Origin of the sequence: Agrobacterium sp. ST15.13.013 (genome assembly GCF_027956525.1) — a bacterium.
Lineage (GTDB): Bacteria > Pseudomonadota > Alphaproteobacteria > Rhizobiales > Rhizobiaceae > Agrobacterium > Agrobacterium salinitolerans.
Window position 1 is genome coordinate 60,463 of record NZ_JAQKGP010000019.1, and the last position, 22,154, is coordinate 82,616.

The following is a 22,154-nucleotide window of genomic DNA, read 5'->3' on the forward strand; positions in this document are numbered from 1 at the left end:
AAGGGGAGACGTCTCTCTCCATATAGGTAGTTCCGCCCTGGGCGCTAATCTCCCAACCCCCCACTGCAGCTTTCGCCACCCCGACTACGTCAATTGACGTATACGGTTTCGCGCTCGCGAGATCGATAGTCCCTCCCAGCAGCGGCCGCAGATGCCGCTGAGCCTCCACGAGAGGCCAACAAGGAGAGGGGTTCTTCCGATGATATTCCGCAAGACGCTTAGTGCCGCGCTGCTTGGCGCGATCCTGTCCACCACCGCCTTCCACGGCGCTTTCGCCGCAGACGACACCATCAAGGTCGGCGTGCTGCATTCGCTGTCCGGCACCATGGCGATTTCAGAGACGACGCTGAAAGACGCCATGCTGATGCTCATCGACGAGCAGAACAAGAAGGGTGGCGTGCTCGGCAAGAAACTCGAAGCCGTGGTGGTCGATCCGGCCTCCGACTGGCCGCTCTTCGCCGAAAAGGCTCGTCAGCTGATTTCGCAGGACAAGGTCGCCGCCGTTTTCGGCTGCTGGACCTCGTCGTCGCGCAAATCCGTTCTGCCGGTTTTCGAAGAGCTGAACTCCATCCTGTTCTATCCGGTTCAGTATGAGGGTGAAGAATCCTCGCGCAACATTTTCTACACGGGTGCAGCACCCAACCAGCAGGCCATTCCGGCCGTCGATTACCTCGCCAATACCGAAGGCGTCGAGCGTTGGGTTCTGGCCGGTACGGACTATGTCTACCCGCAGACCACCAACAAGATCCTGAAGGCCTACCTGATGTCGAAGGGCGTCAAGGAAGAGGACATCATGATCAACTACACGCCGTTCGGTCACTCCGACTGGCAGACGATCGTGTCCGACATCAAGAAATTCGGCTCGGCCGGCAAGAAGACCGCCGTTGTCTCCACCATCAATGGTGACGCCAACGTGCCTTTCTACAAGGAACTGGCGAACCAGGGCATCAAGGCCGAGGACATTCCGGTCGTCGCCTTCTCGGTGGGTGAAGAAGAGCTTGCCGGTCTCGATACCGCGCCGCTGGTCGGCCACCTTGCCGCCTGGAACTATTTCCAGTCCGTCGATGCTCCCGTCAATGCCGAGTTCATCAAGACCTGGCATGCCTTCACCAAGAACGACAAGCGCGTGACCAACGACCCGATGGAAGCCGCCTATATCGGCTTCAACGCCTGGGTAAAGGCTGTCGAGGCCGCCGGCACCACCGATACGGACCAGGTTCTGGACAGTATCATCGGCGTCTCCGTGCCGAACCTTTCGGGCGGTTACTCCACCGTGATGCCGAACCACCACATCACCAAGCCGGTGCTGATCGGCGAAATCCAGGCCGACGGCCAGTTCGAGATCGTGCAGCAGACACCGCAGGTGGTGGGTGACGAATGGTCGGATTACCTGCCGGACTCGAAGGATCTGATTTCGGACTGGAGAAAGCCGATGTCCTGCGGCAACTTCAACGTGGCCACGGGTAAGTGCGGCGGCAAGGGTAGCTGATTAGCGGGGTTGGTGCCGCCCCTCGCAGGAGGGGCGGACTTATTTGAAAATTCAGCAAGCATTACCCCCTCTGCCCTGCCGGGCATCTCCCCCCCAAGGGGGGAGATCAGCAAGACAAACCCCATCGCTTCACCTCAACATTTGAGATGGGCGGAACCTAGCCTCAGATCGATCTCCCCCCTTGAGGGGGAGATGCCCGGCACGGCAGAGGGGGGTAAAGCCGCATACTCAACGGCCACCAAGTTCACACGCCCCATCGCAAACCGCTCCAAGGACCCCGACATGACGATCCGATCTTTTCTCGGAGCCATCTTCCTCTGGTTCACCATGGGGATCGCAGCCCACGCCGTCGCGCAAAGCGACCCAAAGGCGCTGATCGACCAGCTCGGCACGGCTGATTTCAAGCAGGCCGAAGTGCTGATCGGGCAGCTTGCCGCAACGGGCGATGCGCGCGTCGTTCCGGCACTGGAGGCTTTTGCGGCGGGTGATCTCTATGTGCGCAAGTCCGACAATCTCGTCTTCATGACCAAGCCCGCCGGTTCCGATTTCACGCTCATCGACCCGCTGACGGGTGAAAGCGCCGGTTCGGCGCCGAAGGCGGCGGTTTCCAAGATCAGGGTCAACAATAATCTTCGCCGCGTTATCCGCGCCGCGATGGGCGGGCTGACCTTGCTCAGCCCGGAAAAATCCGTGCGGCTTTCGGCGGCTGACGCCGTCCTGAAAGCCCCGAGCGCTGAAAATCTCGAATTGCTGGAAGCGGCCATAGCAAAGGAAACCGACAGTGAGGTGCGGACCCGGATGGAGGAGGCGCGGGCTGTCTCGCTGCTCTCCTCCGACCGCCCCCTCGAAGCCAAAAAAGAAGCGATCGCCACCATCAAGGCGCTTGGCGGGCGCGATGCGATCAGCATTCTGATTGCGGCGACGCCGTCGGTCGATCCGAGCCTGAAGCCGGATGTGGACGAGGCGATTTCCAGCATCGAGAGTTCCCTTGCCTTTTGGGATTACGCCCAGAATATCTGGTATGGCCTGTCGCTCGGTTCCGTGCTGCTGCTCGCCGCCATCGGTCTTGCCATCACCTTCGGCGTCATGGGCATCATCAACATGGCGCATGGCGAGATGGTGATGATCGGCGCTTACTCCACCTTCATGGTGCAGGAACTGATCCGCAGCCATTTCCCCGGCCTTTTCGAATGGTCGCTGGCGATTGCCCTGCCAGCCGCCTTTCTCGTCACGGCCTGTGTCGGCCTCATCATGGAACGTGGCGTCATCCGTTATCTCTATGGACGACCGCTGGAAACGCTGCTGGCCACCTGGGGCATCTCGCTGATCCTGCAACAGGGTGTACGCTCGATTTTCGGCCCCACCAATCGCGAGGTCGGCAGCCCCGGCTGGATGTCCGGCTCGTTCAGCGTCGGTTACCTCAATTTCACCTGGAACCGGGTGTGGATCGTCTGCTTCTCGCTGTCGGTATTCTTTGCGCTGCTGGTGCTGCTGAAGCGTTCGGCCTTCGGCCTGCAGATGCGCGCCGTCACCCAGAACCGCCGCATGGCTTCCTCCATGGGCATTCGCACCCCTTGGGTGGATGCTTTCACCTTCGCGCTCGGTTCCGGTGTTGCCGGGCTTGCCGGCGTGGCGCTGTCGCAGATCGACAATGTCTCGCCCAATCTCGGCCAGAGCTACATCATCGACAGTTTCATGGTCGTGGTGTTCGGCGGCGTCGGCAATCTCTGGGGAACGCTGGTGGGCGCACTGTCGCTCGGCGTGCTCAACAAGTTCCTCGAGCCGACGGTAGGCGCTGTGCTTGGCAAGATCCTCGTGCTCGTCCTCATCATCCTGTTCATCCAGAAGCGGCCGCGCGGTCTCTTCGCACTCAAGGGAAGGGCGATCGAAGCATGATTACCGGCTTCCTCCTGCGCGCGCTCGATCGCCGTATTTCCATCGCCATCGGCATTATTCTCGCCATCGCCGTTCTGGTGCCCGCCTCCAACCTGCTGTTGCCTGAAGACAGCGCGTTCCGCATCCCGACCTATATCATGTCGATGCTGGGCAAATATCTGGCCTATGCGCTGCTCGCGCTCGCGCTTGATCTGGTCTGGGGATATTGCGGCATTCTCTCGCTCGGCCACGCCGCCTTCTTCGCGCTCGGCGGTTATGCCATGGGCATGTATCTGATGCGGCAGATCGGCACGCGCGGGGTTTACGGTCATCCCGTGCTGCCTGACTTCATGGTGTTCCTCAACTGGAAGGAACTGCCCTGGTTCTGGCACGGCTTCGACATGTTCTGGTTTGCGGCGCTGATGGTGCTTGTCGTGCCGGGGCTGCTGGCATTCGTCTTCGGCTGGTTCGCGTTCCGCTCGCGCGTCAATGGCGTTTATCTCTCGATCATCACCCAGGCCATGACCTATGCGCTGCTGCTTGCCTTCTTCCGCAACGACATGGGTTTCGGCGGCAATAATGGGCTGACCGATTTCAAGGATATTCTTGGCTATTCCGTACAGGCCGATGGCACCCGTGCCGTCCTGTTTGCCATGACGGCGGTGATGCTGGCGATCTCGCTTTTGATTGCCTCGGGCATCGTCAACTCAAAATTCGGCAAGGTGCTGGTGGGCGTGCGCGATGCCGAAAGCCGGGTGCGGTTCCTCGGTTTTCGGGTGGAAAACATCAAGCTCTTCACCTTCGTCGTGTCTGCCATGATGGCGGGCATTGCCGGTGCATTGTTCGTGCCGCAGGTGGGCATCATCAATCCCGGCGAATTTTCCCCGGCCAACTCCATCGAAGTGGTGGTTTGGACGGCGGTGGGCGGGCGCGGCACATTGATCGGGCCGATCATCGGGGCGCTGCTGGTCAATGGCGGCAAGAGCTATTTCACCGGTGCATTTCCAGAGTTCTGGCTGTTTGCGCTCGGCGGCCTCTTCATCGCTGTAACCCTGTTCTTCCCCAAGGGCATCGTCGGCACGGTGCAGCATTATCTGGCCGGACGGCGCGAAAAGCGGGCGGCGGGCGCGGCGCGTGAAGCTGGCAACGACAGCGCGGTTGCGCAACAGGCGGCGGAGTAAGCCCATGAACACGGTTTCCGAAAACAGAACCAAGAGCCTGCTTTATCTCGACGGTGTTTCCGTTTCCTTCGATGGGTTCAGGGCGCTGAACTCTCTCTCCTTCGTGGTGGAGCCGGGCGAGCTTCGCGCCATCATCGGCCCGAACGGTGCTGGCAAGACGACGATGATGGACATCATCACCGGCAAGACCCGGCCGGATACCGGCACGGTGCTGTTCGAAGACAGCATCGACCTCACCAAAAAGGACGAGGCGGATATTGCCCAGCTCGGCATAGGGCGAAAGTTCCAGAAACCGACGGTGTTCGAAAGCCATACCGTCTGGGACAATCTGGAACTGGCGCTGAACCGCAAGCGCGGCGTGTTCGCTACGCTGTTCTACCGGCTGACGGACGAGGACAAGGCACGCATCGAGGAAATCCTCGCCACCGTGCGCCTTTCCAACCGCCGCGGCGACCTCGCCGCCAATCTTTCCCATGGGCAGAAACAGTGGCTGGAGATCGGCATGCTGCTCGCGCAGGAGCCGAAGCTGCTGTTGGTGGACGAGCCGGTGGCTGGCATGACGGACGCGGAAACCGCCGAAACCGCCGTGCTCCTGAAGGAAATCGCAAAGACCCGCTCTGTTGTCGTGGTGGAGCATGACATGGGCTTCATCCGCGAGCTGGGGGTGAAGGTGACGTGCCTTGCCGAAGGTTCGGTGCTGGCGGAGGGGTCGATCGATTTCGTGTCCAGCGATCCGAAGGTGATCGAGAATTATCTGGGGCGGTGATGGAAGCGTCTGCGTTTGCCGTACCCCCCCCCTCTGCCCTGCCGGGCATCTCCCCCTCAAGGGGGGAGATCAGATGCCGCACCCGCCCGTTCCATGGGCAGAGTTTTCGCCGCTTGCCGATCTCCCCCCTTGAGGGGGAGATGCCCGGCAGGGCAGAGGGGGGTAAAGCCGCCCACCATACCGTCATTGGAGTTTCACCATGCTGAACGTCGAAAACATCAACCTCCACTACGGCGCAGCCCAGGCGCTGCGCGGCGTTTCGCTGAATGCTGAAATGGGCAAGATCACCTGTGTTCTCGGCCGCAACGGTGTAGGCAAAAGCTCGCTTTTGCGCGCCGTCACCGGCCAGCATGCCATCAGTGGCGGTTCGATCAGCTTTGGCGGTGCGCCGCTGGATGGGCTGGCGCCTTACCACCGGGCCAAGCGCGGCGTCGGTTACGTGCCGCAGGGGCGGGAAATCTTTCCGCTGCTCAGCGTGCAGGAAAACCTGGAGAGCGGTTATGCGCCGCTGCCGCGTAAGGAACGGTTCATTCCGGATGATATTTTCAGCCTGTTTCCCGTGCTGCAATCCATGCTGGGAAGGCGCGGCGGCGATCTTTCCGGCGGCCAGCAGCAGCAGCTTGCCATTGGCCGGGCGCTGGTGACGCGGCCGAAGATCCTCGTTCTCGACGAGCCGACCGAGGGCATTCAGCCGTCGATCATCAAGGATATCGGCCGGGCGATCAAATATCTGCGCGATTCCACCGGCATGGCGATCCTGCTGGTCGAGCAATATCTGGATTTCTGCCGCGAGCTCGCCGATTACGTCTACATCATGGATCGCGGCGAGATCGTGCATCAGGGCCTGGCCGAGACGCTGGATACGCCCGAGGCGCGGCGTCACCTGACAGTATAAACCGAGACTAAAGATGCCGCACGCCGATCACGATGTGCAAACGGTCGATTAATATTTTGAAAGTCTATGCGTGTCTGCATGGCTTTTATGCGCAATCTTAGCATTTCGTTGAATAAAAGCCTGTGATATTGGCAGCGCAAATGCTGCATGCGGGACACAGGAAAAGTCTATTCGCACGCCGCGACAGTTGATCCCTTACATTCCACGCACGTCCGACGTATCGTCGGGAAAACCGTGCCCAATAAAGGCGTGTCAATGCATCAAGATTTTGCCATTGGCCGGACCGCCCGGCTGTTCCGCTCCGCACGCACCCTCTTTCTGGGTCTTGCCATGTGCGCGAGCGCCGGTGTCGCAGCGTCGGCATCGACCTGCGGTCAATTGCCCGGACCCGGCATGGAACCGGGCAGGCATGATTTTTCCATTCTTTCCAATGGCCAGAAACGCGATGGCGTCTATTTTGTTCCATCCGCTTATGATGGAAAAAAGCCGCTGCCCGTGGTGTTCGATTTTCATGGCTCCAACAGCAATCCGCATGGCCAGCTGAACCGCAGCGGCTGGGACAAGCTTGCCGAACGGGACGGTGTGGTGGTGGTGGCGCTGGCCGGCAGCCTGAATGGCGAATTGCCCGGCACCCATGCCTGGAATGTTCCCGGCGTCACCAAGCGCCCGGGCGGGCTGGACGAGGTCGGTTTCATCCGCGATGCCATCACCATGGTGAAGGGCAGGTTCTGCGTGGATGAGGAGCGTTTTTACGGTTCCGGTTATTCCGGCGGCGGGCGCATGCTGTCGCAATTCATCTGCAATGGCGGCGCGGATTTCACCGCTGCCGGTTTCGTCGCCTCGCTGCGCGCGGGTTATCCGCTGGAGACCGAAGGCAAATGGGGACCGGATGCGGCAAGCTGCAAACCGGCGCGGCCGATGTCGATCATCGCATTTGCCGGGCTGAAAGACCCCGCCAATCCCTATCAGGGCGGCGGCAAGTCCTATTGGCAATATGGCGGCGAGACGGCGCTGAAGCGCTGGGCCGAAATGGACGGCTGCAAAGGCGCCGCCAAAAGCAAGGTGGGCGAGAGCTTCACCGTCAATTCCTATGATGTCTGCAAGGCCGGTGCGCGCATTCAGTCCTATGTCATCGAGAACTGGGACCATGCCTGGCCGCGCGCCACGATGAAGGCGGAAGTGCTGGCCGCGAGCGCTGTCGTCACCCGCAAGCCGGGCGGCGAACAGACGCCGAAGGCGGAACCGGCCGTGGAGCGCAAGATGCCCACAGGCGAAGTGACGCGCACGGTTGATGCGGCCGAAAGAATGTGGGATTTCTTCCGCAATACGGAAGGACAGCTGGTGGTGGACGCCGTCGTCAAGAAGGATTGCGGCGCAAAAGCCTCGTCCGCTTCCGCAAGTGCTTCGGAGACCGCGTGCAGCAGCAACAGCAAGTCATCGTCCCTTCCGGTTGTGAAGACGCTCAACAGCCTGTCCGGCAGCAACGCGCCCGTGGCAGAGGACGCATTGTAACCAAGGCCGTTGAAGGGCGCAGCCGGCTGGACGAATTGTTTCAGGAAGGCTGCGCCAAGATCCGCCTGCCGGACACTTTTTCGAACGAAGCCGAGGCCATTCTCATCAATTCCTCCGGCGGGCTCACCGGCGGAGACGAGATCGAATGGCAGGCGGTCGCCGGTGCCGGCACCTCGCTTGTCGTGACAACGCAGGCCTGTGAGAAAGTCTACAAGGCATCATCAGGCACAGCCACGGTTACCGCCCGCATTTCTGCCGGGCCGGGCGCGAAACTGCACTGGCTGCCGCAGGAAACCATTCTCTTCGACCGGGCATCGCTCACCCGTCGGCTCGAGGCCGATCTCGACCAATCCTCCGAATTCATCGCCGTCGAAGCCGTGTTGCTCGGTCGCCAGGCCATGGGCGAGGCGATGACGCATGGGCTTTTTCGTGACCGCTGGCGCATTCGCCACGGGGGCACGCTTGTGCATGCCGAAGAGCTTCTGCTTTCGGGCGAGGTGGCGGCGCTGACGGCGAAACCGGCGGTTCTCGCCGGCCAGGTCGCCTTTGCCACGCTGCTTTATGTCGGACCGCTGGCCGAGGCGCTTCTGCCTAAAATCCGGGCTATTGCCGGGGAAAGCGGCGGCGCCAGCCAATGGCAGGGCAAGCTTGTGGTACGGGTTGCCGCCGCAGACGGTTTCTCCTTGAGAAAATTGCTTTTTCCGATCATTTCGCTCTTGCGAAACGGCGCGCCAGTGCCGAAAGTCTGGAATCTGTAAACCCTTCGGATCGCTTCGTATCAGGCGTCCCTCGGGGTCTGTCAACACGTCGGATCTGCTTGCCGCAACCATGCTGGCGGAACAGATTCCAAGCTGCGGGACCACGATGAACCTTAGCCCAAGAGAAAAAGACAAGCTGCTGATTTCCATGGCCGCCATGGTGGCGCGCCGCCGGCTGGAGCGCGGCGTGAAGCTGAACTATCCCGAAGCGATTGCGCTGATTACCGATTTCGTGGTCGAGGGCGCCCGCGATGGCCGCGCCGTGGCCGAGCTGATGGAGGCGGGCGCGCATGTCATTACCCGCGATCAGGTGATGGATGGTATCGCCGAGATGATCCATGATGTGCAGGTGGAAGCGACCTTTCCCGATGGAACCAAGCTGGTGACCGTTCACGAACCGATCAGGTGAGGGGCAAAGGCTGCATGGCGGCCAACGCTGCCTGAGATAAAAGGGGAAATTCCATGAAACCAGGCGAAATCATTGCCGCAGAGGGCACCATCGAACTCAATGCCGGCCAGCCGACCGTGACGATTGAAGTGGCCAATTCGGGCGACCGGCCGGTGCAGGTGGGCAGTCATTACCATTTTTTCGAGACCAATGCGGGTCTCCTGTTCGACCGCGACAAGGCGCGCGGCATGCGCCTCGATATTCCGGCCGGCACGGCGGTACGTTTCGAGCCCGGCCAGAAACGGGAAGTGACGCTGGTGCCGCTGTCCGGCAAGCGCGAGGTTTATGGTTTCCGTCAACAGGTCATGGGGAGGTTATGAAATGGCGACGGCGCATTATCATGGAAGCTGCCAGTGCGGCGATGTGAGCTTCGAGGTCGATGCCGATCTCGACCATACCGTCATCTGCAATTGTTCGCGCTGCAAGCGTCTGGGTTCCACGCTCGCCTTTGCACCGCGAGAGAAATTCACCCTGCTTTCCGGCGAGGATAAGCTCAGCGAATATCTCTTCAACAAACACAAGATCCATCATTTTTTCTGCTCCAACTGCGGCATTGAAAGCTTCGCTTATGCCGATGGGCCTGATGGCACGCCCATGGTGGCGGTCAATGCCAATTGTCTCGATGGCGTCGATCCGCGGGCGCTGAAATCGCAGGCTTTTGACGGCGCGGCGGCCTGAGCGATGGCGATCAGCAAAAACAGCCTCGCCATGGCCGCCGTCTTCTGCGTGACTGCAGGCATCTCTGGGCCGGCCGCCGCACAGGAGCCAAACTGCAAGGACCCGCAGACGCAGGCGGATATGACGATTTGCGCTGGAAAGGATTATGAGAAGGCCGACAAGCAGCTCAATGTCGACTATCAGAAGCTGCGCAAGCTGCTTGTCGAACGCGACAAGACGGCAGATGCCGACGGCAAGGGCGCGACCGACGCTCTGGTGACAGCGCAGCGGGCGTGGGTGGCGTTTCGCGACGCCAATTGCGCGGTTGCCGGCTTTCAGGCGCGGGGCGGCTCGATGGAGCCGATGCTGATCTCCTCCTGCCTGGCCGAGATGAGCACAAGGCGCGCCGACGAACTGCGCCAGCTGTCGGAAGGCTTCTGAACGCATGGGGCGGCAGATCACGATTGTCGGAAATGGGGAGTTGCCGCCTGGCGCCGCCCGGCTCATCGACCGTTCGGATATCGTCATCCGTTTCAACGACTGCCGCTCCCTCGGGCTTGGCGGCACGCGCACCGATGTCGTTGCCGTCTGCAATACCGGGCGGCCGGGTCGCGAGATGACCGAAGGGACCGAATGGCGCGAAAGCGACGGTGTGCGACAGGCGGCTGCCATCTGGTCGGTGCGTGATCCCGCGAAATTTGCAGAAATGGAACCCGGTATCCGCGCGCGCTGGCCGGAACTCACCGATTTCTGCGCCGATTATACCCCCGGTTTTGCGGCAATCGCGCGGGCGGGCGGCAAGAGCCATGTTGTTATCCATCGGGGCGTTCACGAACGGCTCGATGTCGCGCTCGAAGCCTATGCGCCCGCGCCCTATGTCTGCCCCAGCACCGGCCTTTTCGCCATCGCCCATGTTCTTGAGAATGTTAGCGATGAGGATGACGAGGTGGCGATTGCCGGCTTCGGCCATCAGGGCTGGAGCGGACATCCATTTACCGCCGAACAACAGCTGGTCGAAGCCCTCGCGGGCGAGGGCCGGCTCAAACGAATTTCTCCCACATCGATTTTCTCCGCGTCCGAAGGAGCCTGAGCCCATGCCTTACAAGATTTCCCGCGCCGCTTATGCCGGCATGTTTGGCCCGACTGTCGGCGACAAGGTGCGGCTTGCCGATACCGAACTCTTCATCGAGATCGAGAAGGACCACACGACCTATGGCGAGGAAGTGAAATTCGGCGGCGGCAAGGTCATTCGTGACGGCATGGGCCAGAGCCAGGCGACGCGGGCCGAAGGCGCCGTCGATACCGTCATCACCAATGCCGTCATCGTTGACCATAGCGGCATCTACAAGGCGGATGTGGGCCTGAAAAACGGCCGCATTCATGCCATCGGCAAGGCGGGCAACCCGGATACGCAGCCGGGTGTCACGATCATCGTCGGCCCTTCGACGGAAGCAATTGCCGGCGAAGGCAAGATCCTGACGGCCGGCGGCATGGACGCGCATATCCATTACATCTGCCCGCAGCAGATCGAAGAAGCGCTGATGAGCGGTGTGACCTGCATGCTGGGCGGCGGTTCCGGCCCGGCGCACGGCACGCTTGCCACCACCTGCACCGGTGCTTGGCACATTGAGCGGATGATCGAAAGCTTCGATGCCTTTCCGATGAACCTCGCGCTGGCCGGCAAGGGCAATGCCTCGCTGCCAGCGCCGCTGGAAGAGATGATCCTCGCCGGCGCCTCCTCGCTGAAGCTGCATGAGGACTGGGGCACGACGCCCGCCGCCATCGACAATTGCCTGACGGTGGCCGATGAATATGACGTGCAGGTGATGATCCACACCGATACGCTGAACGAGAGCGGTTTCGTCGAAGACACGGTCGCCGCGATCAGAGGCCGCACCATCCATGCTTTCCACACCGAAGGTGCGGGCGGCGGGCACGCGCCAGACATCATCAAGGTCTGCGGCAACCCGAACGTCATTCCGTCCTCCACCAATCCGACCCGGCCCTACACGGTGAATACGCTCGCCGAACATCTCGACATGCTGATGGTGTGCCACCATCTGTCGCCATCCATTCCCGAGGATATCGCCTTCGCCGAAAGCCGCATCCGCAAGGAAACCATCGCGGCGGAGGATATTCTCCACGATATCGGTGCTTTTTCGATCATCTCTTCCGACAGCCAGGCCATGGGCCGCGTCGGCGAAGTGGCGATCCGCACCTGGCAGACCGCCGACAAGATGAAGCGCCAGCGCGGCCGCCTGAAGGAAGAGACCGGCGAGAACGACAATTTCCGTGTTCGTCGTTACATCGCCAAATATACCATCAACCCGGCCATCGCCCAGGGTGTCAGCCACGAGATCGGCTCCGTCGAAGTCGGCAAGCGCGCCGATCTGGTGTTGTGGAATCCGGCGTTTTTCGGCGTGAAGCCGGAAATGGTGTTGCTCGGCGGTTCCATCGCCGCGGCACCGATGGGCGATCCGAACGCCTCCATTCCCACACCGCAGCCGATGCATTACCGGCCGATGTTTGCGGCCTACGGTAAGCTGCGCACCAATTCCTCGGTCACTTTCGTGTCGCAGGCCTCGCTCGACGGTGGCCTTGCCCAGCGCCTCGGGGTCGCCAAGAAGCTTTTGGCGGTTAAGAACGTGCGTGGCGGTATCTCGAAAGCGTCGATGATCCACAATTCGCTGACGCCGCATATCGAGGTCGATCCCGAGACCTATGAGGTGCGGGCGGATGGCGAGCTTCTGACCTGCGAACCGGCAACGGTGCTGCCGATGGCGCAGCGTTATTTCCTGTTTTAACGGACGTTGTGTTGCGGACTGTTCTCAGATGGATCGGCGGCGGCTTGCTGCTGGTCGTCCTGCTTTTCGTGCTCGGCACCGTGGTGCCGCGCCCCTTTCTCGCCGATGATGCAAACGGTGCGAAAGATCGCGAAATCCTGCTGTTGTCCAACCCGATCCACACGGACATTGCCCTGCCGGTCGATGACGATCTGCGGCGGGTTTTTGCCGAGTTGCAGGAGGGCGGCATTGCGGTCAATCATCCGGCGGCCGCCTATCTGGTGTTCGGCTGGGGCGGCCGCTCGTTTTACATCCAAACGCCCACCTGGGCCGATCTGAAGCCGATGCCGGTGCTGCGCTCCTTCACGCTGGACAGCGCCGTCATGCATGTGGATGTGACAGGCGATTTTCCCGCCAATCTCGCCGGCGTGAAACGGCTTCGCATTTCCGAAGCGGGCTATCAGCGCCTTGTCGCGGGCATCAGGGCAAGTTTTGCCGGAAACGACAACGGTGTCAGGCCGGTTGCCGGTGCCGGCTACGGCCTGACGGACGCGTTTTTCGAGGCAAATGGCTGGTTCAATGCGGTCGCCGGATGCAACACATGGTCAGCCGCGATGTTGCGGGACGCGGGCATTCAAACCGGCTGGTGGACGCCCTTGCCGCCGCTGTTGCGCTGGTCGTTAGATATGCACAATTGATCCCAAATTCCGTGCGGCCATTTCGCGTATTTGGCGGCTGAAATCCTTTTTTTATGCTGCACCGCAGCGCGTCATGCGCTATGGAAACTGCTAAACAAGTCCGCGCGGATCGATCCCAAGCGATCCCGCAAAACGCCAGAACAGGAGACAAGACATGCTCGGCAAAAAAGTGCCCGCCGTAACCTTCCGCACGCGCGTTCGCGATGAGGCCGTTGGTGGCCCCAACCCGTTCCGTTGGCAGGACATGACCTCCGACGATTATTTCAAGGGCAAGAAGGTCGTGCTGTTTTCGCTGCCCGGCGCCTTTACGCCGACCTGCTCGACCTACCAGCTTCCGGATTTCGAAAAGCTGGCGGGTGAATTCCGCGCGCTGGGCGTCGACGAAATCTATTGCCTGTCGGTCAACGATGCCTTTGTCATGAATGCCTGGGCCAAGGGCCAGAACCTCGAAAACGTCAAGGTCATTCCTGACGGTTCGGGCGAGTTCACCCGCAAGATGGGCATGCTGGTCGCCAAGGACAATCTCGGTTTCGGCATGCGCTCCTGGCGTTACGCCGCCGTCATCAATGACGGTCTGGTGGAGCAGTGGTTCGAGGAAGAGGGTTATTCCGACAATTGCGAATCCGACCCTTACGGCGTTTCTTCGCCGCAGAATATTCTCGAAAACCTGAAAAGCCGCGCTGCGGCCTGATTTTGGTTTTGCGAAGGCCCGGCACCGATGTCGTGTCTTCGGGGTGCTGACAGGAGGCGAAAACCTCTCATCCGTCATCCTCGCCCTTGAGGCGAGGATCCATAGGCGTCTGACGGGTGGATCCTCGGGTCAAGCCCGAGGATGACGTCGAAAGTGGAGAAAGGTTTGCACTTGGCCCGGCCGTGATGCCGGGCTTTGTCATTCTGGTGGCCATGTGCCCTGAAATCGCGTCTTGAAATCACCCCGCCTATCCGGCAAAAATCAGCCTCCCAAGACTGTTTCTGAAACGGATCATCCCATGCTGCGCGTCACCTCCTATCATCCGGCCGGAACCCCTGCCGACGAGCCCTCCGGTTATGTCACGCTGGCGCATGACCAACGGCATCTGCGCCGCAAGCTGCTGCATCTGCAAAATGACGAAATGGTGATGCTGGACCTGAAGGAAGCGGTGCTGTTTGCCCATGGCGATCTTCTGGTGGTGGAAAACGGCGACCTGATCGAGGTCCGTGCGGCGGATGAAAAGCTGTTCGAAATCAAAGCGAAGGATCGTCTTCACCTGATCGAGCTTGCCTGGCATCTGGGCAACCGGCATCTTTCGGCGCAGATCGAGGAAGAGCGAATTCTCATCCTGCGCGACCACGTCATTCGTGCCATGCTGGAAGGTCTGGGCGCTACCGTGCGGGAGGTCGAAGAACCGTTCCAGCCGGCACGCGGCGCTTACCACGCTCATGGCGGTCATTCCCATGGCCATGATCATGGCCACCACCATCACGATCACGGCTGAGCCGTGAGCGCGGAAAGCGGCGTCGCCGCGCTGCTGCGGTTGATGGCCTGGATGTCGCCGGCTTTTCCCGTCGGTGGTTTTTCCTATTCCGGCGGGCTTGAAAAGGCGGTGGAAGATCGGCGCGTCGGCGATGCGGCGGCCCTGCGCGACTGGCTCGAAACGCTGCTGAGCCACGGTAGCCTGTGGAACGATGCGGTGTTTCTGGCGCATGCCTGGCGAAGCTCGCAGGATGCCGCGGCGCTCAGCGAAATGGCTGATCTCGGCCGTGCGCTGGCCGGCTCGGCGGAGCGTTATCGTGAGACCGTGCTTCTGGGCGATGCTTTCGTTGCCGCTGCCGGCGCATGGCCGCACGCGGTTCTGGAGCTGTTGCCGAAGGAGGCTCCTTATCCCGTCGCCATAGGCGCTATTGCTGCCGGACATGGAGTACCGCTGCGCGAGACGCTTGCCGCTTTTCTGCATGCAGGTGTTTCGCAGATCGTTTCAGCCGGCATCCGTCTTGGCGTCGCGGGGCAAAAGGATGGCGTCGCCATTGTGGCTGCAAGCGAGGGTGTTGTCTTGGAGGTTGCGGCACGGGCCGCATTATCCACGCTCGATGATCTCGGCAGCGCCACTGTTATCGCCGATACGGCGGCGATGCGGCACGAAACACAGGGTACGCGGCTTTTCCGGTCGTGAAAGCGACGGCAATCGATGGGGCGAGCGCATGCCACTTGTTTCTTCTCCCCGCCGGGGAGAAGGTCGCGGCAGCGGGATGAGGGGGCAAGGGTAGAGATATACCGAGAGCTAGCCCCCTCATCCGACCCTTCGGGCCACCTTCTCCCCGGCGGGGAGAAGAAACAAGTGGCACGATCCTTGCGTATATTTGAGCTGAAATTTGAGTGGTTGTCGTAAGATTGGACCACAGCATGATGAAGGGAACAGAGTGATGAAATCGGGTAATGGGCCTCTGCGCGTCGGCATTGGTGGGCCGGTGGGTTCCGGCAAGACGGCGCTGACGGAGAAGCTCTGCAAGGCGATGAGCGGGGATTATTCCGTCGCCGTCGTCACCAATGATATCTATACCAAGGAAGACGCCGAGGCGCTGGTGCGCATGCAGGCGCTTCCGTCCGAGCGTATCGTCGGGGTGGAGACGGGCGGTTGCCCGCATACCGCCATTCGTGAGGACGCCACGATCAATCTGCAAGCGATTGCCGGGCTCAATGCGCGGTTTCCCGATCTCGATGTGGTCTTCATCGAATCCGGCGGCGACAATCTCGCCGCGACCTTTTCGCCAGATCTCGCCGATATCACCATCTATGTCATTTCCGTCTGCCAGGGCGAGGAAATTCCGCGCAAGGGCGGGCCGGGCATCACCCGCTCGGACCTGCTGGTCATCAACAAGAAGGACCTTGCGCCCTATGTCGGCGCCGATCTGACCGTCATGGACAGCGATGCAACGCGGATGCGCAACACCATGCCTTTCGTTTTCACCGACATGAAGCGCGGCGATGGCGTCGATCGTATCGTTGGTTTCCTGAAAGAGCAGGGCGGTCTTTGAAATAGCCCGAAGGTTGGAGGGCCGGGCATTCGGTCGCATGAAACGTCAGAGGACGGCTGCCCGAGGGCGCGCCGTCCTCCTCCCTCTCTCCCCGAGATTTTTCAAATCTGCTTCAACGCCGCGACGTCATTGACCTGTACGATGCGGCCACGCACCGTGACGCCTGATTTTTTCAGCGTCGAGAAGGCGCGTGACAAGGCTTCCGGTGCAAGGCCGAGCTTGCCGGCAAGCAGGCTTTTCTGGAATGGCAGCCGCAGCGAAAAGGACGTGGCGTCGCGCGGGCCCTGATTGATGAGGTAATGGGCGACACGTTGCGGCGCAGTTTGCAGCCGGTCGTTGGCGATGCAATCCATGGTGCCGAGCAGGCTGTTGGACAAGCAGCGCATGACGGCCTTGGCGATGGCCGGCTCCTGGTCGATCAGGCTGCGGATTCTCGTGAGTTCGAACCGCGCCACGGTGCAGTTTTCCGCCGCCTGCGCGCTGTAACGATAGGTATCGCTGCCGAAGATCAGGCACTCATTGAAAGTATCGCCGGGGCCGCTGACGCGCACATCCGCCTCGCGCCCGTGCCGGTCCAGCCGGTAAAGCCTGATATAACCCGACAGCACGCAGTAAAAATGCTGCGCCGCTTCACCTTCCTTGAAGATGACGTGGCGGGCGTTGACATTGGTGATGGTCGCCGCCTCCATCAGCTTCAGCGCCGCCGCATCATCCGCTATCCCGATCAAGGGTGCGCGCAGCAGAATGTTCCTGTCCCTGTTGCTCAGCTTCACGGTCTTGTTCACGTCCATCCGGCTCCCGCTTAAACCTTTTGCCGGGCTGTCCGAAGCGATACGAAACCGGGGAAGTTCCTTCTCCCTCACGCCTATCTGCAAAGAACCCATAGCATTAATCCTCAACCGGCAATTCCCGATGCGAGGGAGACTAGCAGTTCATCTGGAAAGCGAATTGATTTCGATCAAACGGGTTTGGCAATGCGGCCGAGCCGTTGAAGATCAGGGCGGCAGGGGAAAATGGAGTGAGTAGGTGCGGCATATTTCTTCTCCCCGAGGGGGAGAAGTCCGCGGCAGCGGGATGAGGGGGCGAGGGTAGAGAGATTCGGCAAAGTTGCCCCCTCATCCGACCCTTCGGGCCACCTTCTCCCCGGCGGGGAAAAGAAATATGCCGCGATGTCGTGCTTTACCACAGAGACGAAAAAACGCCGGGTACAAGCCCCGGCGTTTCAATCTTCGTATTTGCAACTTTCATTCCGCAGCAAGCGGCGGCAGTCGCAATATATTGCTGCCCTTTTCGCCTGCCTTTTCGCCGGTGCCCTTTTCCATGTTGGCGACGCGGGCCTCCAGCGAGGAAAGGGCGAGGCTGTTTTCGTGGGCGATCTCCGAGAGTTTCTCGTTGGAGAGGGCTTCCTCCTCCACTTCCTTCTTGCCGACGAAGCGGCCGAAGAGGTGGGCGAGCAGGCGCGAGAGGTCGTCCATGATCAGGAAGAAGGCCGGCACCACGATGAGCGACAGCACCGTCGAGACGATGATGCCGCCGATCACCGCAATCGCCATCGGCGCGCGGAACGAACCGCCTTCGTCGACGCCGAGGGCGGAGGGCAACATTCCCGCCGACATGGCGATGGAGGTCATGATGATCGGGCGGGCGCGCTTACGGCCTGCCTCCACCATGGCATGCACCCGTTCCATGCCGTGACGGCGCATTTCGATGGCGAAATCCACCAGCAGAATGGCGTTTTTCGTCACGATGCCCATCAGCATCAGGATGCCGATGAGAACCGGCATGGAGAGCGCGTTCTGCGTGATAATGAGCGCCACTGCCACGCCGCCGATGGCGAGCGGCAGCGAGAACAGGATGGTGAAGGGCTGGATGACATCCTTGAAGAGCAGGATGAGCACGACCAGCACCAGCATCAGGCCGAGCAGCATGGCATTGACGAAGCCCTGCTGCATTTCGCCCTGTACCTTGGCGTCGCCGCTTTCGGCAAGGCGAACGCTCGCCGGCAGTTCGGTTTCCGACACGATGCGCTTGAATTCGGCCGTCGACGTATCGAGCGCCGTGCCGAAGGGAACGTCGGAGCCGATGGAGACGACGCGGTTGCGGTCGTTGCGCTTGATCGAGCTTGGACCTTCCGAATAATCGATATCGGCAACGCTGTAGAGCGGCACCAGCGATCCGGAGGCGGTCTTGATCTTCAGCGCGCGGATGGTGGCGAGGTCGCGGCGGGTGTCGAGCGACGCCTGCACGCGGATCGGAATCTGCCGGTCGTCCAGCGAAATCTTCGTCAGCTGCGCGTCGATATCGCCGATGGTGGCGACACGCACGGTCTGCGAAATCTGCTGCGGCGTGATGCCAAGGCGGGCGATTTCATCCTTGCGCGGGCGGATTTGCAGTTCCGGCCGGGGCAGGGCGCCTTCCGAGCTGACATTGGCAAGGATCGGCGAGGCCCGCAGGCGGCTTTCTAGAATACCGACGGCGTCGTTCAGGTCCTTCTCGTTTGAGGAGAGGAAGTTGAAGGAGAGCTCGCGTTCCGCACGGTCGTTGAGCTTGATGATGCGCACATCGGGAATGCCGCGCACCTGCGCGAAAATATCCTGCTCCACATCCCATTGCGGACGTGTGCGGCCCTTCTCTTCCACCTTCGGCAGATATTGACCGATGAGCGGAAGGGAGCCGAGGCCTTTGTTGACAAGGGTTTTCAGCAGCGAATGGTCGATATGCTGCAGGATGACGTTGACGGTGGCGCGGCGCAGTTCCAGGTCCCCCTTGGGCGAAGCGCCGCCAAGGATGAAGACGCTTTCCACGCCATCGATGTCGCGGATGGCGTGATAAATCTGCGTTGTCGTGCGGTCGGTTTCGTCGAGCGTCGCATTGGGCGGCAGTTCCACCGAAAGCGTCACGCGCGAGGCGTCGTCCGGCGGCAGGAAGCTCCCCGGAACGCCGGCGAGCAGAATGACGGAAGCGACGAGGAAGCCGATGGCGCCGAGCAGCGTCAGATATCGCGCCCACCACTTGCGGGTGGTGGCGGTGACCATGCGCGTATAGGCCTTCATCAGCCGGCTGTCATTGTCGTGGTGATCGTCCATCGCATCTTCGGCGCGCATCAGATAGGCCGCCATCAACGGTGTGATGAGGCGGGCGACGGCAAGCGAGAAGAACACCGAGAAGGCGACGGTGAGGCCGAACTGGATGAAGTACTGGCCCGGAATACCAGGCATGAACGAGACGGGCACGAAAACGGCGATGATGGTGAAGCTGGTGGCGATGACGGCGAGGCCGATTTCATCCGCCGCTTCCAGCGCTGCCCGATAGGGCGTCTTGCCCATCTTGATATGGCGGGCGATGTTCTCGATTTCCACGATGGCGTCGTCGACGAGAATACCCGTGGCGAGGGTCAAGGCCAGGAAGCTGACGAGGTTGAGCGAGAAGCCCATGATATCCATGATCCAGAAGGTCGGGATCGCGGAAAGCGGCAGCGCTACGGCGGCAATCAGCGTTGCACGCCAGTTGCGCAGGAAGAGCAGGACGACGATAACGGCGAGGATAGCGCCTTCGATCAGCGTATGCAGCGCCGCCTCGTAATTGCCATAGGTGAAATAGACGGCGTCATCGACCATTTCGATCGAGACGTCGGGATGATCCTTGCGCACCTGATCGAGGCTTGCCGCCACGGTTTCGGCGACCGAGACCTCGCTCGCGCCCTTGGAGCGGAACACCGCGAAGGTGACGGCGGGATTGCCGTTGAAGCGCGAGAAGGATTTCTGCTCCTCATAGGTGTCGGTGACCGTGCCGAGTTCGGAGAGCTTGACGAAACGACCGTTGGACAGCGCTATCGTGGTATTGGCAAGCTGGCTCACGTCGCGCGTATCGCCGAGCGTGCGGATGGTCTGTTCGTTGCCGCCAACCTGGCCTCGGCCCGAGCCGAGATCGACGTTCGTGCCGCGCAGCTGGCTGTTCACCTCGGTGGCGGTAATGCCATAGGCATCGAGCTTTTCGGGGTTCAGCGAAACGCGCACTTCGCGGTCAGCGCCGCCATAACGGTCCACCTTGCCGATGCCCGACTGGCCCTGGAGCGAACGCTTGATCGTGTCATCCACGAACCAGGACAGTTCTTCCAGCGTCATGTTGGGCGAGGAGACGGCGAAGGTCTGGATCGCCTGACCCTCGACGTCGATCTTGCTGACAATCGGTTCCTCGATATCGGCGGGAAGATCGCTGCGGATCTTGTCGATGGCGTCCTTCGTATCCTGAACCGCTTCTTCCGTCGGCTTTTCGATGCGGAAGACGACCGTGGTGGTGGACTGGCCATCGACCACGGTGGACTGGATTTCGTCGACGCCGCTGATGGCGGCGACGGCGTCCTCGATCTCCTTCGTCACCTGCATTTCGAGCTCGGACGGCGAAGCGCCGCTCTGGGTGACGGTGACGGCCACGACGGGAACGTCGATGTTCGGAAAACGGGTGATGGGCAGGGTGTTGAACGCCTGCATGCCGAGGATCATCAAAAGCGCGAAGCCGAGCAGCGGCGCAATCGGGTTACGGATTGACCATGCGGAAAAGTTCATCTCATTCCCTCAGTCAGTTGGACGCAGCCGTCTGGGCTTCCACCGGTCTGATCCGGTCCCCATCACGCACGAATGCCCCAGCTTTCTCGACAACCTTGTCTCCAGCGGCAAGACCGCTGACAATCTCGATAAAACCGCCGTCTTCGATGCCGGTCTCGATCTTTACCTGTTTGACGACGTCGCCTTCCACCTTGCGGGTGGTTGAACCTTCACGCCCGGAGGTGACGGCCGACAGCGGCAAGGCGAGCGCATTCGTCTCCTCGACGATGATCGCCGCGCTGGCATACATGCCGGATCGCGCCGGGCTACCTTCGGGCAACACCACATGCACGGAACCGAGGCGCGTGGTCGGATCGACGGTGGGCGACACGAGGCGCACCTTGCCCTCTATTTTCTCAGCTCCGCCGGCAACCGTCAAATAGGCTTTCTGGCCGGGTTTCACCTTGAGGATATCCGTCTCGGACAGATCGGCGACAAGTTCGATCGCGCCATCCTTGATGACGGTAAACAGCGGATCACCGGCGCCGCTGGCAATCGCGCCGACCTTGGCATTCTTGGCCGAAACAATACCGGCGACCGGGGTTTTCACGCCGGTGCGCGTCAATTTCAGGTCGATATCGGCAATCTGCGCATCCACAACCTTGATATCGGCTTCGCCGGCGGAAACGGCCTGGCGGGCGGCGTTCAGCTTGGCGGCGGCGACTTCCGCCTGCGCCTGCGTCTGCTCAACCTGCGAGACGGATCCGGAACCGCTCTGGCCGAGCTTTGCGGCGCGGTCACGCTGGCGGTTCGCGTCGTTGGCGCTCGCCTCCGCTTCCAGAACCTGTGCCTTGGCCTGCGCAACAGCGGCCTGTGCCTTGGCCTTATTGGCCTCAAGCTGGCTTTTCTGAAGGATCAGACTGTCCGATGAAAGGACCGCGAGAACCGCATTCGCTTCCACCCGGTCGCCGATATCGGCGTTCAGCGTGTCGATCGACAGACCGTCGACCAGCGGCTGGACGTAAATCTCGTCCACGGGGCGGATCGTGCCGGTGGCGATGATGCGGTCCACGAGATCGCGTTTTGCCGCATGCGCGACGATGATTGATGGCAGGTTCTGCTGTTTGGCCGGCGCCTGCGTCTCTCCCTCGGCGGCTGCTGAGAGGGGAAGCGCCGTTGCCGAAAGAAGAAGGAATACAAACCGGTTAAACGTGACTTTATGCTGCATGTGTCTTGGCTCGCGCAATATCCGATCGCATGTCCTGCAGCCCAAGGCGTGTCTTAAAAGGTCATGCGATAGCGAATGTGAAACAAGGGATCACAATACTTCCTTTTCGATCCTCCCGATTCAAACGCCCCTCAACGCGAATCTTAAGCACCTTTGCCCTGTGCTTATTTTACAAGATCAAAGTTGGCAGTCTTGTAGGCTGGACTGTAATTCCTGTTGCCGTGCAAATCAATCCGCATAGCCGCGATGGTTGATATACATTTTTGTATGGGGCTGGATATTGTAATTCTTCGAATGGGTTACCAGCG

The 22,154-nt window shown here is 60.9% G+C and carries 21 protein-coding genes; 18 read left to right on the forward strand and 3 right to left on the reverse strand.

Going from position 1 to position 22,154, the window contains the following annotated elements:
* Positions 1-199: 199 nt before the first annotated feature.
* The 18 genes from urtA to ureG all read left to right on the forward strand — a co-directional run bounded on the left by urtA (position 200) and on the right by ureG (position 16,074).
* Complete coding sequence (gene urtA / locus PL597_RS18660; protein ID WP_077981427.1) at positions 200-1,489, forward strand: urea ABC transporter substrate-binding protein; 1,290 nt, start codon at positions 200-202, stop codon at positions 1,487-1,489.
* Positions 1,490-1,771: 282 nt separating this feature from the next.
* Entirely contained in the window at positions 1,772-3,385 is a 1,614-nt protein-coding gene (gene urtB / locus PL597_RS18665) for an urea ABC transporter permease subunit UrtB (RefSeq protein ID WP_271365935.1), read from the forward strand.
* Positions 3,382-4,545, forward strand: coding sequence for an urea ABC transporter permease subunit UrtC (urtC, locus tag PL597_RS18670; RefSeq protein WP_077981429.1), 1,164 nt, complete (start codon positions 3,382-3,384; stop codon positions 4,543-4,545). The genes urtB and urtC overlap by 4 nt, the downstream gene beginning before the upstream one ends.
* Before the next feature lie 4 nt (positions 4,546-4,549).
* Positions 4,550-5,311 (forward strand): urea ABC transporter ATP-binding protein UrtD, encoded by a 762-nt coding sequence (gene urtD / locus PL597_RS18675; RefSeq protein WP_271365936.1) that lies wholly within the window; start codon positions 4,550-4,552, stop codon positions 5,309-5,311.
* Between the two features lie 199 nt (positions 5,312-5,510).
* The gene (gene urtE / locus PL597_RS18685; protein WP_142913633.1) at positions 5,511-6,206 is read left to right on the forward strand and encodes an urea ABC transporter ATP-binding subunit UrtE; all 696 of its coding nucleotides are present in this window, start codon (positions 5,511-5,513) and stop codon (positions 6,204-6,206) included.
* Between the two features lie 255 nt (positions 6,207-6,461).
* A complete protein-coding gene (locus PL597_RS18690) occupies positions 6,462-7,718 on the forward strand; it encodes an alpha/beta hydrolase family esterase (RefSeq protein WP_269835126.1) in 1,257 nt (418 codons plus the stop codon).
* On the forward strand, positions 7,622-8,476 hold the full coding sequence (locus PL597_RS18695) for an urease accessory protein UreD (RefSeq protein WP_271365937.1): 855 nt from the start codon (positions 7,622-7,624) through the stop codon (positions 8,474-8,476). Before PL597_RS18690 ends, PL597_RS18695 begins: the two co-directional genes overlap by 97 nt.
* A 106-nt stretch (positions 8,477-8,582) precedes the next feature.
* Positions 8,583-8,885 (forward strand): urease subunit gamma, encoded by a 303-nt coding sequence (locus PL597_RS18700; protein WP_269834206.1) that lies wholly within the window; start codon positions 8,583-8,585, stop codon positions 8,883-8,885.
* A 53-nt stretch (positions 8,886-8,938) separates the two neighbouring features.
* The gene (locus PL597_RS18705; RefSeq protein ID WP_063948241.1) at positions 8,939-9,244 is read left to right on the forward strand and encodes an urease subunit beta; all 306 of its coding nucleotides are present in this window, start codon (positions 8,939-8,941) and stop codon (positions 9,242-9,244) included.
* Position 9,245: 1 nt separating this feature from the next.
* Positions 9,246-9,602, forward strand: a complete 357-nt coding sequence (locus PL597_RS18710) for a GFA family protein (RefSeq protein ID WP_271365939.1) — start codon at positions 9,246-9,248, stop codon at positions 9,600-9,602.
* A gap of 3 nt (positions 9,603-9,605) precedes the next feature.
* Entirely contained in the window at positions 9,606-10,022 is a 417-nt protein-coding gene (locus tag PL597_RS18715) for a lysozyme inhibitor LprI family protein (RefSeq protein WP_271365941.1), read from the forward strand.
* A gap of 4 nt (positions 10,023-10,026) precedes the next feature.
* Positions 10,027-10,671 (forward strand): Urease operon accessory protein, encoded by a 645-nt coding sequence (locus PL597_RS18720; protein WP_271365943.1) that lies wholly within the window; start codon positions 10,027-10,029, stop codon positions 10,669-10,671.
* Positions 10,672-10,675: 4 nt separating this feature from the next.
* A complete protein-coding gene (ureC, locus tag PL597_RS18725; protein ID WP_006315008.1) occupies positions 10,676-12,385 on the forward strand; it encodes an urease subunit alpha in 1,710 nt (569 codons plus the stop codon).
* An 8-nt stretch (positions 12,386-12,393) separates the two neighbouring features.
* Positions 12,394-13,062 carry a TIGR02117 family protein gene (locus tag PL597_RS18730; protein ID WP_271365944.1) on the forward strand — a complete coding sequence of 223 codons (669 nt, stop codon included), beginning with the start codon at positions 12,394-12,396 and terminating at the stop codon, positions 13,060-13,062.
* 154 nt (positions 13,063-13,216) lie between these two features.
* The gene (locus PL597_RS18735) at positions 13,217-13,753 is read left to right on the forward strand and encodes a peroxiredoxin (protein ID WP_010972294.1); all 537 of its coding nucleotides are present in this window, start codon (positions 13,217-13,219) and stop codon (positions 13,751-13,753) included.
* Positions 13,754-14,051: 298 nt separating this feature from the next.
* Entirely contained in the window at positions 14,052-14,537 is a 486-nt protein-coding gene (gene ureE / locus PL597_RS18740) for an urease accessory protein UreE (RefSeq protein WP_162936589.1), read from the forward strand.
* 3 nt (positions 14,538-14,540) lie between these two features.
* Positions 14,541-15,212 carry an urease accessory protein UreF gene (locus PL597_RS18745; RefSeq protein WP_271365945.1) on the forward strand — a complete coding sequence of 224 codons (672 nt, stop codon included), beginning with the start codon at positions 14,541-14,543 and terminating at the stop codon, positions 15,210-15,212.
* A gap of 250 nt (positions 15,213-15,462) precedes the next feature.
* Complete coding sequence (ureG, locus tag PL597_RS18750; protein WP_271365946.1) at positions 15,463-16,074, forward strand: urease accessory protein UreG; 612 nt, start codon at positions 15,463-15,465, stop codon at positions 16,072-16,074.
* A 101-nt stretch (positions 16,075-16,175) separates the two neighbouring features.
* Here the strand turns inward: ureG and PL597_RS18755 are convergent, their stop codons facing one another.
* The 3 genes from PL597_RS18755 to PL597_RS18765 form a co-directional block, all read right to left on the reverse strand.
* On the reverse strand, positions 16,176-16,865 hold the full coding sequence (locus PL597_RS18755; RefSeq protein ID WP_271365947.1) for a Crp/Fnr family transcriptional regulator: 690 nt from the start codon (positions 16,863-16,865) through the stop codon (positions 16,176-16,178).
* A 453-nt stretch (positions 16,866-17,318) separates the two neighbouring features.
* Positions 17,319-20,639: an efflux RND transporter permease subunit gene (locus tag PL597_RS18760; RefSeq protein WP_271365948.1), complete on the reverse strand. Its 3,321-nt coding sequence runs from the start codon at positions 20,637-20,639 to the stop codon at positions 17,319-17,321.
* Between the two features lie 13 nt (positions 20,640-20,652).
* Positions 20,653-21,846, reverse strand: coding sequence for an efflux RND transporter periplasmic adaptor subunit (locus PL597_RS18765; protein ID WP_080789910.1), 1,194 nt, complete (start codon positions 21,844-21,846; stop codon positions 20,653-20,655).
* Positions 21,847-22,154: the final 308 nt, after the last annotated feature.

Bases quoted from the DNA above. Each gene is read 5' to 3' on its own strand.
- urtA (WP_077981427.1), top strand. From the start codon at position 200: ATGATATTCCGCAAGACGCTTAGTGCCGCGCTGCTTGGCGCGATCCTG.
- urtB (WP_271365935.1), top strand. From the start codon at position 1,772: ATGACGATCCGATCTTTTCTCGGAGCCATCTTCCTCTGGTTCACCATG.
- urtC (WP_077981429.1), top strand. From the start codon at position 3,382: ATGATTACCGGCTTCCTCCTGCGCGCGCTCGATCGCCGTATTTCCATC.
- urtD (WP_271365936.1), top strand. From the start codon at position 4,550: ATGAACACGGTTTCCGAAAACAGAACCAAGAGCCTGCTTTATCTCGAC.
- urtE (WP_142913633.1), top strand. From the start codon at position 5,511: ATGCTGAACGTCGAAAACATCAACCTCCACTACGGCGCAGCCCAGGCG.
- PL597_RS18690 (WP_269835126.1), top strand. From the start codon at position 6,462: ATGCATCAAGATTTTGCCATTGGCCGGACCGCCCGGCTGTTCCGCTCC.
- PL597_RS18700 (WP_269834206.1), top strand. From the start codon at position 8,583: ATGAACCTTAGCCCAAGAGAAAAAGACAAGCTGCTGATTTCCATGGCC.
- PL597_RS18705 (WP_063948241.1), top strand. From the start codon at position 8,939: ATGAAACCAGGCGAAATCATTGCCGCAGAGGGCACCATCGAACTCAAT.
- PL597_RS18710 (WP_271365939.1), top strand. From the start codon at position 9,246: ATGGCGACGGCGCATTATCATGGAAGCTGCCAGTGCGGCGATGTGAGC.
- PL597_RS18715 (WP_271365941.1), top strand. From the start codon at position 9,606: ATGGCGATCAGCAAAAACAGCCTCGCCATGGCCGCCGTCTTCTGCGTG.
- PL597_RS18720 (WP_271365943.1), top strand. From the start codon at position 10,027: ATGGGGCGGCAGATCACGATTGTCGGAAATGGGGAGTTGCCGCCTGGC.
- ureC (WP_006315008.1), top strand. From the start codon at position 10,676: ATGCCTTACAAGATTTCCCGCGCCGCTTATGCCGGCATGTTTGGCCCG.
- PL597_RS18735 (WP_010972294.1), top strand. From the start codon at position 13,217: ATGCTCGGCAAAAAAGTGCCCGCCGTAACCTTCCGCACGCGCGTTCGC.
- ureE (WP_162936589.1), top strand. From the start codon at position 14,052: ATGCTGCGCGTCACCTCCTATCATCCGGCCGGAACCCCTGCCGACGAG.
- ureG (WP_271365946.1), top strand. From the start codon at position 15,463: ATGAAATCGGGTAATGGGCCTCTGCGCGTCGGCATTGGTGGGCCGGTG.
- PL597_RS18755 (WP_271365947.1), bottom strand. From the start codon at position 16,865: ATGGACGTGAACAAGACCGTGAAGCTGAGCAACAGGGACAGGAACATT.
- PL597_RS18760 (WP_271365948.1), bottom strand. From the start codon at position 20,639: ATGAACTTTTCCGCATGGTCAATCCGTAACCCGATTGCGCCGCTGCTC.
- PL597_RS18765 (WP_080789910.1), bottom strand. From the start codon at position 21,846: ATGCAGCATAAAGTCACGTTTAACCGGTTTGTATTCCTTCTTCTTTCG.